Annotated in this window: 14 protein-coding genes, 2 tRNA genes and 1 riboswitch; of the genes, 15 read left to right on the forward strand and 1 reads right to left on the reverse strand. The window is 37.9% G+C overall.

Going from position 1 to position 13131, the window contains the following annotated elements; translation table 11 throughout:
• Positions 1-80: 80 nt before the first annotated feature.
• The 3 genes from trxA to AC1DFT_RS07195 all read left to right on the forward strand — a co-directional run bounded on the left by trxA (position 81) and on the right by AC1DFT_RS07195 (position 3772).
• Complete coding sequence (gene trxA / locus AC1DFT_RS07185; protein WP_093266742.1) at positions 81-395, forward strand: thioredoxin; 315 nt, start codon at positions 81-83, stop codon at positions 393-395.
• Between the two features lie 51 nt (positions 396-446).
• Entirely contained in the window at positions 447-2222 is a 1776-nt protein-coding gene (gene uvrC / locus AC1DFT_RS07190; protein ID WP_477918515.1) for an excinuclease ABC subunit UvrC, read from the forward strand.
• 57 nt (positions 2223-2279) lie between these two features.
• A riboswitch (Lysine riboswitch) is annotated at positions 2280-2459 on the forward strand.
• Between the two features lie 92 nt (positions 2460-2551).
• Complete coding sequence (locus AC1DFT_RS07195) at positions 2552-3772, forward strand: aspartate kinase (RefSeq protein ID WP_477918516.1); 1221 nt, start codon at positions 2552-2554, stop codon at positions 3770-3772.
• A gap of 339 nt (positions 3773-4111) precedes the next feature.
• On the opposite strand, the gene AC1DFT_RS07200 is transcribed toward AC1DFT_RS07195, so the two are convergent.
• Positions 4112-4525, reverse strand: coding sequence for a YslB family protein (locus tag AC1DFT_RS07200; protein WP_477918517.1), 414 nt, complete (start codon positions 4523-4525; stop codon positions 4112-4114).
• A gap of 289 nt (positions 4526-4814) precedes the next feature.
• Between AC1DFT_RS07200 and AC1DFT_RS07205 the strand changes: the two genes are divergently transcribed.
• From AC1DFT_RS07205 to AC1DFT_RS07260, 12 genes are all read left to right on the forward strand, one after another.
• Complete coding sequence (locus AC1DFT_RS07205; RefSeq protein ID WP_477918518.1) at positions 4815-5426, forward strand: succinate dehydrogenase cytochrome b558 subunit; 612 nt, start codon at positions 4815-4817, stop codon at positions 5424-5426.
• 48 nt (positions 5427-5474) lie between these two features.
• A complete protein-coding gene (gene sdhA, locus AC1DFT_RS07210; RefSeq protein ID WP_477918519.1) occupies positions 5475-7232 on the forward strand; it encodes a succinate dehydrogenase flavoprotein subunit in 1758 nt (585 codons plus the stop codon).
• Between the two features lie 2 nt (positions 7233-7234).
• A complete protein-coding gene (gene sdhB, locus AC1DFT_RS07215; RefSeq protein ID WP_477918520.1) occupies positions 7235-8011 on the forward strand; it encodes a succinate dehydrogenase iron-sulfur subunit in 777 nt (258 codons plus the stop codon).
• A gap of 418 nt (positions 8012-8429) precedes the next feature.
• The gene (locus tag AC1DFT_RS07220; protein WP_477918521.1) at positions 8430-8882 is read left to right on the forward strand and encodes an acyl-CoA thioesterase; all 453 of its coding nucleotides are present in this window, start codon (positions 8430-8432) and stop codon (positions 8880-8882) included.
• Between the two features lie 61 nt (positions 8883-8943).
• On the forward strand, positions 8944-9168 hold the full coding sequence (locus AC1DFT_RS07225; protein WP_093266715.1) for a helix-turn-helix domain-containing protein: 225 nt from the start codon (positions 8944-8946) through the stop codon (positions 9166-9168).
• 77 nt (positions 9169-9245) lie between these two features.
• Entirely contained in the window at positions 9246-9704 is a 459-nt protein-coding gene (locus AC1DFT_RS07230) for a MarR family winged helix-turn-helix transcriptional regulator (protein ID WP_477918522.1), read from the forward strand.
• 9 nt (positions 9705-9713) lie between these two features.
• Positions 9714-10511, forward strand: a complete 798-nt coding sequence (gene racE, locus AC1DFT_RS07235; RefSeq protein WP_477918523.1) for a glutamate racemase — start codon at positions 9714-9716, stop codon at positions 10509-10511.
• Between the two features lie 71 nt (positions 10512-10582).
• Positions 10583-11341 (forward strand): ribonuclease PH, encoded by a 759-nt coding sequence (gene rph / locus AC1DFT_RS07240; RefSeq protein WP_477918629.1) that lies wholly within the window; start codon positions 10583-10585, stop codon positions 11339-11341.
• Complete coding sequence (locus AC1DFT_RS07245) at positions 11338-11940, forward strand: XTP/dITP diphosphatase (RefSeq protein WP_477918524.1); 603 nt, start codon at positions 11338-11340, stop codon at positions 11938-11940. The genes rph and AC1DFT_RS07245 overlap by 4 nt, the downstream gene beginning before the upstream one ends.
• Before the next feature lie 8 nt (positions 11941-11948).
• On the forward strand, positions 11949-12443 hold the full coding sequence (locus AC1DFT_RS07250) for a metallophosphoesterase family protein (protein WP_477918525.1): 495 nt from the start codon (positions 11949-11951) through the stop codon (positions 12441-12443).
• A 168-nt stretch (positions 12444-12611) separates the two neighbouring features.
• A tRNA-Arg gene (locus AC1DFT_RS07255) sits at positions 12612-12685 on the forward strand.
• A 192-nt stretch (positions 12686-12877) separates the two neighbouring features.
• Positions 12878-12951: transfer RNA gene (locus AC1DFT_RS07260), tRNA-Arg, on the forward strand.
• Positions 12952-13131: the final 180 nt, after the last annotated feature.

A 13131-nucleotide genomic window follows, 5' to 3' on the forward strand; every position in this document is an offset into this window, starting at 1 on the left:
TTTCGTGTAAGCTAATATGTAGATGTAGCAATATGAGTCTGCTATAATCTATTTAGAGTTAACCAAAGGAGGAATTTTTAATGGCAATAGTTCATGGAACAGATCAGACTTTCTCACAAGAAATTGAGGAAGGATTAGTATTAGTAGATTTTTGGGCAACATGGTGTGGTCCTTGTAAAATGATTGCTCCTGTATTAGAAGAAATGGACGCTGAAATGAGCGATAAAGTAAAAATCGTAAAAGTCGACGTGGATGAAAACCAAGCAACTGCTAGTCAATTTGGTATTATGTCAATCCCAACATTAGTATTGTTTAAGGATGGTCAACCAGTGGACAAAGCAGTTGGTTTCCAACCAAAAGAAGCATTAGTTCAATTTGTAGAAAAAAACGCATAATATAAAGCCGGGTCCTCTAAAGGTGCCCGGCTTTTTTAAACGGGTGATGAAATGAATGATTTGATACAACAAAAATGTGCCATTTTACCAGATGATCCTGGATGTTATTTGATGAAAGATCGGCAAGGAACCATTATTTATGTCGGCAAAGCGAAAATATTAAAAAATCGTGTACGTTCTTATTTTACTGGATCGCATGATGGGAAAACGCAAAGATTAGTACAAGAAATAGTCGATTTTGAATATATCGTCACATCGTCAGAGTTAGAAGCACTTATCCTAGAGCTTCATCTTATTAAAAAGCATGATCCAAAATACAATATCATGCTAAAAGACGATAAAACGTATCCATACATTAAAATAACAGCGGAAAAAAATCCGAAATTAATCATTACAAGACAAGTGAAAAAAGACAAAGGAAAATATTTTGGTCCTTATCCAAATGCACATGCTGCAAATGAAACCAAAAAACTATTAGATCGTATATACCCACTAAGAAAGTGTGCGAAATTACCCGACCGTGTTTGCTTATATTATCACTTAGGGCAATGCCTAGCTCCTTGCGTAAAGGAAATAGAGGATTCCACTTATAAAAAGATGACGGATGAAATTACGAGCTTTTTAAACGGCGGCTATACACATGTAAAAAAAGAACTAATGGAAAAGATGAATGAAGCAGCAGAAAATCTAGAATTTGAACGGGCAAAAGAATATAGAGATCAAATTTCCAATATTGAAATGGTCATGGAAAAACAAAAAATTACAACAAACGATTTTACCAGTCAGGATATTTTTGGTTATACCGTGGATAAAGGCTGGATGTGTGTCCAAGTATTTTTTATCCGACAAGGAAAACTAATCGAAAGGGATGTTTCTCTTTTTCCTCTTTATCGTGATCCGGAAGAAGAGTTTTTAACATTTCTAGGTCAGTTTTATGCAAAACCGGAACATATTAAACCTAAAGAAGTGTACGTACCTAATAATACGGACATCCACTTAGCTTCTGAATTGTTAGAAATGAAAGTGACCATTCCTCAAAAAGGATTGAAAAAAAACTTAGTTAAGCTTGCCGAGAAAAATGCTGTGCTTGCTTTAAGTGAGAAGTTTCATTTGATCGAACGACAAGAAGAGCGGACGATAGGGGCAGTGGAGGAATTAGGTGATTTAATAGGGATTGCAACTCCAAATCGAATGGAGGCTTTTGATAATTCCCATATTCATGGTACCGACGCCGTTTCAGCGATGGTTGTATTTGTGGATGGAAAAGCATATAAAAAGGATTATCGAAAATACAAGACGAAAACCGCTGCAAAACACGATGATTACGGTGCAATGCGAGAAGTCATTCGCAGAAGATACACACGAGTATTAAAAGAAAGTTTACCTTTGCCCGATTTAATTATCATTGATGGAGGAAAAGGACAAATAGAAGCGGCTCGAGAAATTTTGGAAGACGAGTTAGGATTAGAAATACCGATTGCTGGTCTTGCAAAAGATGGGAAGCATCAAACATCTCAACTTTTATACGGAAATCCAATTGATATTATTCCGATGAAGCGAACAAGCGAAGCATTTTATTTATTGCAACGTATTCAAGATGAAGTGCATCGATTCGCTATTACATTCCATCGTCAACAAAGAGGAAAACATACGATTGCTTCTTCCTTGGATGGAATCGAAGGAATTGGCCCTAAACGGAAAAAAACCTTATTAAAACATTTCGGATCTATCAAGAAAATGCAAATCGCGACAAAGGAAGAATTTATAGAAGCCGGGCTTTCTAGTAAACTTGCTGAAACGATGGTGGAGCATTTTCAGAAAAAGTGATTGTCTTCTGAATATTCTTGTGGTATGGTTGATACAATTTAATATTCACTATTTCAAAGTGAAGATAGAGGTGCGAACTGACAAGAGTACTTAGCGACAGGGTGAAAAGATCCGATTATCGCTAATGGAAAGGGTCATTCGCCGAAACGTAGAATAGCTTTTCCTATTCTAGGTTGGTTCTGCATTGAATAAATGTAGAATTGTCAGAATTCAGTATTCTGGAGGGCTATCTCACATGGACATTAATTGACCGTGTATGAGACAATGCTTTTCACAATATGTGAAAAGCATTTTTTTATCCTGACAGATAAACAAGGGAGCAGATATGCATGAGTAAAATTGTGATGAAGTTTGGCGGTACTTCTGTAGCGACTACAGAAAAAATCGCAAGTGTAGCAAAAAGAATAAGTAAAGAAAAAGAAAAGGGACATGATATTGTAGTTGTTGTATCAGCAATGGGAAAGTCTACAGATGAACTGGTGAATTTAGCAAATGAAATAACAGAAAGTCCATCCAAACGCGAAATGGACATGCTCCTTTCAACCGGAGAACAAGTGACGATGGCATTACTAGCTATTCAGTTAAATGCACTTGGATTAAATGCAGTTTCACTCACGGGTTGGCAAGCAGGTTTAATAACAAATAATGTACATAAAAATGCAAGAGTGGAAAGAATGGATGGCTCTAAAATAAATAACTTATTAAATGAAGATAAAATCGTCATTGTCGCTGGCTTTCAAGGGGTTTCCGAAGATAATGAAATCACTACTCTTGGAAGAGGTGGGTCAGATACGACCGCAGTAGCAATTGCAGTAGCTATTGAAGCGGAAATTTGTGATATTTATACAGATGTAGAGGGAGTATTTACATCTGATCCAAGATACGTTACGAATGCCCGAAAACTAGAACAGTTGGAATATGACGAAATGCTTGAGCTAGCTAATCTAGGTGCTGGAATACTACATCCTCGAGCAGTAGAATTTGCAAAAAATTATAAAATTCCACTCAGAGTGCGGTCAAGCTATGAAGAAAGTGAAGGAACAATTTTAAAGGAGGAAGTAGATGTGGAAAATAATTTAGTAGTTCGTGGGGTAGCGTTTGAATCAGATATTGTGCGTCTAACGATTGAATATGATGTCCCGTTTAATGGATCATTGGCATCGATTTTTACGACACTAGCAGAAAATCATATTAATGTAGATATTATTGTGCAATCTATTGTAGATGGCGTAAGACCTGCCGTTTCGTTCTCTATTAAAAAGGAATCGTTAGCGGAAGCTATTACAGTGTTAGAAACGCATAAAAAAACACTCGGTTTTACATTTGCTGACTTCGAGGTAGGGTTAGCGAAAGTTTCTATCGTTGGTTCAGGTATGGTTTCCAATCCGGGGGTTGCCGCGCAAATGTTTGATCGATTAAGTAAAGAGAATATTCCGGTAAAAATGGTAAGTACATCGGAAATAAAAGTTTCAGTTGTTATTCCTCAAGCTGACATGATTCCAGCCGCCAATGCGCTGCATGATGAATTCGACTTGGCTATAAAGCAATAACTGAACAAAAATACCAATCTCAAGGGACGTAACTTTGTTACGTCCCTTGTTTGTATTGCGCGGAATAGGGACAATGCGTCTTGCGCAAACGCAATAAATCCAATAAATGGCTAAGGGCGACTAATCCAGCATTGAAAGCAACCAGTTCTATTCGTAAAGCAACTAAATCAACGCGAAAGCAACCAGATCTATACGAGAGCACCCAAATCGCCAATGAAAGCAACCGTTTCATAAAATAGCAAGTTTACTCGGATTGAGACGGCGATGATTAGGATGCATTCTCCTATCTGCTGAACTTAAAAGAAAAAGCATTGACTGGCTTTAGCGGCCGGTCAATGCTTATTTTGTATCTCGTACATCCCATTTTACCTGTAATGACACAAATCCATTTTTATCTGGCTCTTCATCATAACATTCTGTTAAATAACCGCCGATTTTCTGTTGTTGCTCCGCTAAAAAGCCTGCTTCTAATCGGTGGCTTCTCATTTTTCCGCTTTTCGGTAAATTGTACGTATGTAAGATATAAAACGCAGAATCTTTCGTTGTTTTATTTAATGCAAGCGTTCCCCAACCCGCTTCTTGAAAGAAAGTGATGGCTTCATCCATCGAGTAAAGAGGAAACTTGCGAGCAAGGTCTTTTCCAGCCCAATATAAAATATCTTTTTCATGTTTTCCGAGAATAGAAGCAAGCACGTGGTCTCTAAGTAATTCATATCCAAAGGAAGTTACATGTGAATGTTCCTTATCATTCAAGTAGCAACCCTTCTTTCAAAAAATAAATATCATTTGTCCTTGTCTATTTTAGCATAAATTATTTCTTGGTGGTAATGGAATAGTTTGTGAAAAAATAATCGAATCATTATTTAAATATGCATCTAGAAGATTATTGAAAAGTCTAAAGATACCTTGACGCTCTAAAATGATGAGAGTACAATGGATATGTCATAAATTCGTAACATGATGATGTGAACAAGTTATGAAAAGTATTCTATTAGAATAGTTTTCATATCGAGTAAATGTAAATTTGAGGGGGGTAACTGTTTTGTCGAAAGATCGCGAATTTTATTGGCGCCGCTTACATTCTTTATTAGGTATAATTCCTGTTGGATTATTTGTGGCGCAACATTTAGTAGTAAACCATTTTGCTACTAGAGGAGAAGAAGCTTTTAATAAAGCATCTGGTTTCATGGGAAGTCTTCCGTTTGTTATTTTGTTGGAGATTTTCATCATTTATTTACCATTAATGTTCCATGCTTTTTACGGAATTTATATTGCATTTACCGCAAAGAATAATCCGAAAAACTTTGGTACATTACGTAACTATCTATTCATTTTACAACGATTTACTGGGATTTTCCTTGTTGTTTTCATCGCATGGCATGTATTTGAGACAAGATTCCAAGCTGCAATTGGTGCAAAAGAAGTTAATTTTAACATGATGGCGGAGATTTTAGCAAATCCTTGGATGTTAGGCTTTTACATCGTTGGGGTTATTTCAGCAACATTCCACTTAGCTAACGGTATTTGGTCATTCTTAGTTAGTTGGGGGATTACACAATCTCCACAATCGCAACGAATCGCTACATATGTAACATTAGTAATCTTCTTAGCGTTATCTGTAGTTGGTGTACAAGCTCTTTTAGCATTCGTTTAAAATCTTTTTATACAACCAACTACCATAAAATCGAGGAGTGAGAATAGCATGGCAAAAAGTAAACTTATTGTTGTCGGCGGTGGTTTAGCTGGATTAATGGCAACAATGAAAGCAGCCGAAGATGGCACGCACGTAGATCTATTTTCATTAGTTCCTGTAAAACGCTCACACTCTGTTTGTGCACAAGGCGGTATTAACGGGGCTGTAAATACAAAAGGAGAAGGAGATTCACCAGCAGTACATTTAGATGATACTATTTATGGTGGAGACTTCTTAGCAAACCAAAAGCCAGTTAAAGCAATGACAGATGCTGCACCTGGAATTATTAGCTTATTTGACCGGATGGGTGTTATGTTCAACCGTACACCGGAAGGATTATTAGATTTCCGTCGTTTTGGCGGTACAATGATGCACCGTACAGCATTTGCTGGTGCTACGACTGGTCAACAATTACTGTATGCCTTAGATGAACAAGTTCGTCGTTTTGAAGTAGACGGTCTAGTTACAAAATTCGAAGGATGGGAATTCCTTGGAATTATAAAAGATAGTGAAGGCATTTGTCGCGGTATTAAAGCGCAGAACCTTAAAACAATGGAAATTCGAGCTTTCCGCGGGGATGCTGTTATTATGGCAACTGGTGGTCCTGGAATTATTTTCGGAAAAACAACTAACTCTATTATAAATACTGGTTCTGCAGCTTCTATCGTTTATCAGCAAGGTGCATATTATGCAAATGGAGAATTTATTCAAATTCACCCAACTGCAATCCCAGGTGACGATAAACTACGCTTAATGTCAGAATCAGCGCGTGGTGAAGGCGGACGTATTTGGACATATAAAGACGGAAAACCTTGGTACTTCCTAGAAGAAAAATATCCTGCATACGGTAACCTAGTGCCTCGTGATATTGCAACGCGTGAAATTTTCGACGTATGCGTTAACCAAAAACTTGGTATTAACGGAGAAAATATGGTGTATCTAGATCTTTCTCACAAAGATCCGCATGAGCTTGATGTTAAGCTAGGTGGAATTATCGAAATCTATGAGAAATTTACTGGAGATGATCCTCGTAAAGTTCCAATGAAAATTTTCCCGGCTGTTCACTATTCAATGGGTGGACTATGGGTGGATGACGATCAAATGACGAACATCCCTGGATTATTTGCAGCAGGTGAATGTGATTACTCTCAACATGGTGCCAACCGTTTAGGTGCAAACTCATTACTATCTGCTGTATTTGGTGGAAGTGTTGCCGGACCTAATGCAGTTCACTACATGAGTAAACTTAAAACACATGCAATTGATATGGATGATGCCCTATTCGAAGCTGAAGTGAAACTTGAGCAAGAAAAATGGGACAAAACGTTAGCGATGAAAGGTACGGAAAATGCTTATTTAATTCATAAAGAATTAGGTGAGTGGATGACTGACAACGTAACGGTTGTTCGTTATAATGATAAACTAGAAGAAACAGATAAAAAGATCCAAGAACTGTTGGAACGATATGAAAATATCAACATGGATGATACACAACAATGGTCTAACCAAGGTGCATCATTTACTCGACAGTTGAAAAACATGCTTGTGTTAGCTCGCGTTATTACAATAGGTGCACTTCAACGTAACGAAAGCCGTGGAGCGCATTACAAACCAGATTTCCCGGAACGTAATGATGAAGAATTCATGAAAACAACGATGGCGAAATTCGATCCTGTAACTGGAGCTCCAGTTATTCATTATGAAGAAATCGATGTATCGCTTGTTGCACCTCGTAAACGTGATTATTCTGCGAAAGGAGAAAATTAATCATGGTAATAGCAACTGAAACAAAAAAAGTTCAAATCGAAATTTTTCGACAAGATACACCTGAATCTACTCCATATTGGGAAAAGTTTGAAGTAAATTATCGTCCTAATATGAATGTGATTTCAGCGCTTATGGAAATTCGTCAAAATCCTGTCAATGCGGATGGGAAAGCAACTACTCCGGTAGCATGGGATATGAGCTGTTTAGAGGAAGTATGTGGAGCTTGTTCGATGGTTATCAACGGTAAACCACGTCAATCTTGTTCTGCATTAATCGATCAATTAACGCAACCGATTCAGTTAGCACCAATGAAAACTTTCCCTGTAGTTCGTGATCTGCAAGTAGACAGAACACGTATGTTCGATTCATTGAAAAAAGTAAAAGCATGGGTTCCAATCGATGGATCATACGATCTTGGGGAAGGACCACGTATGCCAGAACGTAAACGTCAATGGGCTTATGAATTATCTAAATGTATGACTTGTGGTGTTTGTTTGGAGGCATGTCCAAACGTTAATAGCGGTTCATCATTCATGGGACCTGCACCACTTTCGCAAGTACGTCTATTTAATGCGCATCCAACAGGTTCGATGAACAAAGATGAACGTTTAAATGCGATTATGGGAGACGGAGGCCTTGCAAACTGCGGTAACGCACAAAACTGTGTTGTTGCATGTCCAAAAGGTATTCCTTTAACAACTTCTATCGCTGCATTAAACCGAGATACAACAGTGCAAATGTTCAAAAACTTCTTCGGAAGCGACCATATGGTTGACTAATAAAGAAATGCGGAAGCGCCTATGTTAAAGGAATACAGTCTAAGTTCGCGACATCGTGTCGCAACGACTGCATGACCTGCATCCTGCAGGCCTCCGACAGGCAAATTGGGATGTGGTAGGTCTGCAAAGTGCGCCACATCCTGTGGCAAAGCAGACATGACCCGCATCGTGCGGGCCCAGGAGGCAGCTCTTCAGCCACCACAGCTTTTTCACATTTGACCCCGAGGGGCAACGTTCTTCTGCGACGAGCTGTGCGCAGGAGCAAGGCGCTGCAGCTGGACAATAACTAAGTAGGGAAGTTAACACTTTCTCTTGGATCATCATGAAAAGTCTGCGTAGAATATAATGTTCTATGCAGACTTTTTGTTTCTCTGTTACAATAAATGAATAAATATTCATTTACTGGGGGATGATTTTGATGCGAGCTAGTTACATAGAAGATGTTGCGAGTTGGGAACAAGATTTTTCTTTTTACACGGAAGTAAGCGTACGTTTTTCAGAAACGGATATGTACGGACATTTGAATAATACGGTAACGTTTGCTTACTTTGAATATGCACGTATTGAGTACTTTAAACACATAAACTTTATGAATGAATGGTTAAATCCAAATGGTGAAAAAATTCCAGTTGTCGCGGATTTACAATGTGATTATGTCCAACAAGTATTCTTTGACGAAAAACTTCGGATTTATGTAAAAGCTTCTACAATTGGTTCTTCGTCCGTTGATATACATTACATGGCTAAAAACGAAAAAGGCGAAATGGTCTTTACTGGAAGGGGCACCATCGTGCAAATCGACAAAAAAACGGGGAAAGCTTCTCAATGGAACGAAAAAGAACGAGAAGTTTTTAAAAACAGTGCCAACTAGCCGTCACCTACTATCCCGATGCTACATACGTTAGTAGGAGAGTGGATAGGGGGCTAAGGCATTGTACGATAACAATCAGCATCGATCAATATTGACAAACAGAGAGCGTCAAATTTTTCAGTTACTAGTAGAAGATAATTCTACAAAAGAAATTTCAATTCAGTTATCAATTAGTGAAAAAACGGTAAGAAATCACATTTCTAATACGATACAAAAATTAGGAGTATCGGGCCGATCACAAGCAATTGTGGAACTATTAAGACTAGGTGAACTATCGTTGAATTAACTTGAATCCTTGCCATTTTCCTCAGAACACGTCACAATAATAAATAAGAAGAATTGTTTTGAGGAGTGAAGGATTATATGGCAGATGAAATAAAAGATATGGAACATAATAAAAAAGATGTTGCTTTTTTAGAAAAAGAGCTTCGACATATATCGGGTATTATTAAACAGAGAGGCCGTCAAATTTTAAATGCTTATACAATAACACCACCGCAGTTTGTAGCTCTACAGTGGCTTTTAGAACTAGGAGATATGACAATTGGTGATCTTTCCAATAAAATGTATTTAGCTTTTAGTACAACGACTGATTTAATCGATCGTATGGAAAGAAGTGAATTAGTTCAACGAGTTAGAGATGAGCAGGATCGCCGTGTTGTGCGTATACACTTACTAGCAGAAGGTGAACGTATTATTGAAGAGGTTATTGATAAAAGACAACAATATTTAAAAGAAATCCTCGGGCAGTTTGATGAAAAAGAAGTAGCAAATTTATCGATTTTATTAGAAAAATTACATCAAGAGATGAAAAAGAACTGAGGAATTAACGTGAAAGCCCCAATTGGTGTTATAGACTCCGGAGTAGGTGGATTGACCGTCGCGAAGGAAATTATGCGACATTTACCTAATGAAGAAATAATTTATATAGGAGATACAGCTAGATGTCCGTATGGACCAAGGTCAAGCGAAGAAGTACGGAAATTCACATGGCAACTCGCTACGACGCTTGCCAAAATGAACATAAAAATGCTTGTCATTGCTTGCAATACAGCTACGGCAGTGGCATTGAACTCACTAAGTAAAAAAATGCCCTTCCCTGTGATTGGTGTTATTTTTCCAGGAGCGAGAGCAGCGATTAAAGCAACAAAAAAGAATGAAATCGTAGTGCTAGGTACAAGCGGTACGGTTAAAAGTGGAGCGTATGAGAAGGCAATTGCGGCTTTAAATACATCCAGTAAAGTTATTCCACTCGCTTGCCCAACATTCGTTCCACTCGTTGAAAGTAATGAATATGAAGGTGAGTTCGCAAGGAATATGGTAATGGAAACATTATTGCCTTTAAAAAATGAGCAATTTGATACAGTTATTCTTGGATGTACGCATTATCCATTACTACAAAAGCATATTGAAGAGGCAGTTGGCCACAATGTAAAAGTACTTTCCTCTGCTGAAGAGACAGCCCAAGATGTAATGGAGTATTTAAATTATCATCAGATGCATCATCCGATAAAAGAGAAGAAAAACCCTGTTTTTTATACGACGGGATCAGTGCCAATTTTTAAAACGATTGTGGAAAAATGGCTAGAGTTACCGAATGCAGATGTACGAACAATTTCATTCAAATGACCCTGTTAGCTTGAGAAACCTTAAATAACGGGGTCTTCTTTTGCATGAATAGACTAAAGGAGAAATATATGATTAGAACTGACGGAAGAAAAGTAAATGAACTAAGAGATGTACATATAGAAACAGATTATTTAATTCATCCAGAAGGGTCTGTATTAATAACGGTTGGACAAACAAAAGTCATTTGTAATGCGACTATTGAAGACCGAGTGCCACCGTTTTTAAGAGGACAAGGTAAAGGTTGGATTACTGCGGAGTATTCTATGCTGCCGCGGGCGACGGAATCACGCAACCAGAGAGAATCATCTAAAGGGAAAGTGACTGGTCGTACGATGGAAATCCAACGTTTGATCGGACGAGCACTTCGCTCGGTAGTCGATTTAGAAGTAATCGGAGAAAAAACAATTTGGATTGATTGTGACGTTATTCAAGCAGACGGTGGTACTAGAACGGCAAGTATTACAGGTGCCTTTGTGGCATTGACGATTGCGCTTGGAAAATTATTTGAACAAAAACAATTGGCCTATTTTCCAGTTCGTGAATATTTAGCTGCAACAAGTGTTGGGGTGCTGGAAAACGTTGGAGGCGTACTAGATTTAAATTATGAAGAAGACTCTACTGCTTCCGTTGATATGAATATTGTTCAAACGAGCAGTGGTGAATATGTAGAACTGCAAGGTACTGGAGAAGAAGCAACATTTTCTCGAAAACAATTAATGGAGATGTTGGATTTAGGAGAAATTGGTATTAAGCGATTAATGGATATCCAACATGCGGCTCTAGGCGAATTAGCGACTAAAATTGGCGGGGGAGGTCCTGAAACTGTATGAAAAAAATAATTATTGCAACGAAAAATAAAGGAAAAGCAAAAGACTTTGAGGCACTATTTGGCCCGCTTGGCTATGAGGTATTGACGCTCCATGATGTAGCAAATGATATGGATGTAGAAGAAACAGGTACAACTTTTGAGGAAAATGCATTATTAAAAGCAACGGCACTCGCTAACCATCTACAAACAATGGTTATAGCAGATGACAGTGGACTTGAAATTGATGCACTAGACGGTCGCCCAGGTATTTATTCTGCGCGGTATGCGGGGGAAGAGAAGAGCGACGAAGCAAATATCGATAAAGTGCTAGAAGAGCTTAAAGACATCAAAGAATCGGAAAGAACAGCGAGATTCGTTTGCGCGATCGCTGTAGCTTTTCCTAAAGGCGATCCATTTACTGTAAGAGGGACTTGTGAAGGGGTTATTGCTCAAGAAAGAAAAGGCACGAATGGATTTGGATATGATCCAATCTTTTTTGTTCCTGCAGAAAACAAAATGATGGCGGAACTATCAGCCGAAGAAAAAGGCGCTATTTCCCATCGCGGTAATGCACTCCAATTACTTGCTACGAATTTAGATGATTTAGTTGGGAAAGCATAGATATATCGATGAAAATATTAGTGATGAGTGATACACATCGGGATGCAGAGACATTGGAACGAGTGATGGAGCATTGGACGAATGTGGAGGCGGTAATTCATTGTGGTGATAGCGAATTACCCGCTTCTTATTTCGAAAATAGACCAGTTCATATTGTTCGAGGGAATTGTGACTTTGATGAAGGTTTTCCCGAGGAAGTAATAACGGAGCTAGAGAACGAAAAAATATTAGTTGTACATGGGCATAAGCATCATGTAAAAACGACACTTATGCCACTTAAGTATCGTGCAGATGAAGTACAAGCTACCATCGTTTGTTTCGGTCATTCGCATATGCTCGGTGCGGAATTGCAGAATGATATTTTGTATATTAATCCAGGAAGTTTGCATAAGCCGCGTGGACGTAAAGAAAAGAGTTATGCAATTGTTGAAAAAATGGAACATTCATGGCATGTAAACTTTTACTCTTCGGAGCATGTGATACTAGAAAGTATACGTTTTTGATTTTATTTGGCAAAGGTCAACTTAGGTAGAGTGAAGTAAAAGCATTTAATTCATTAGCCTTATACGAAATCGAATAAAATATATCTTTTTTAAAAAATCGTTGACTTTGTTCAATTTTAATTATATACTAAATCTTGTCTTTCCTATCTGTGTGGTGGGGGAGTTCTTGTCTCAGTAGCTCAGCTGGATAGAGCAACGCCCTTCTAAGGCGTCGGTCGGGAGTTCGAATCTCTCCTGGGACGTATTAGAAATCCCTTCTAATTTTCTATTAGAAGGGATTTTTTAGATAATAAGGTTATATTAGTTTTATATTACAGAACCAGTAAAATACCTGAAAAAAATTTCAATAAAAGGTTGAATTTTGATAAATTTCCTATATAATAAATAAAGAAGGTAATTTTGGTTTTCGATCTAATTACTTCCTTTATACATAAGTCTCAGTAGCTCAGCTGGATAGAGCAACGCCCTTCTAAGGCGTCGGTCGGGAGTTCGAATCTCTCCTGGGACGTTCATAAAAAAGCAGTAAATGTTGATATTCAACATTTACTGCTTTTTTTTATTTGAGAGCGAGAATGTTTGTATTCTTTCTATAAAACTCAATTGATTCCATTTTTTTTTATCTCTAAAAAAATTAGGATCTTATTAATGAAAAGTCTTTTGGATCTCGTGAAAACTTTGATCAAAGTTT

This window comes from Psychrobacillus sp. 05T411, assembly GCF_056396485.1.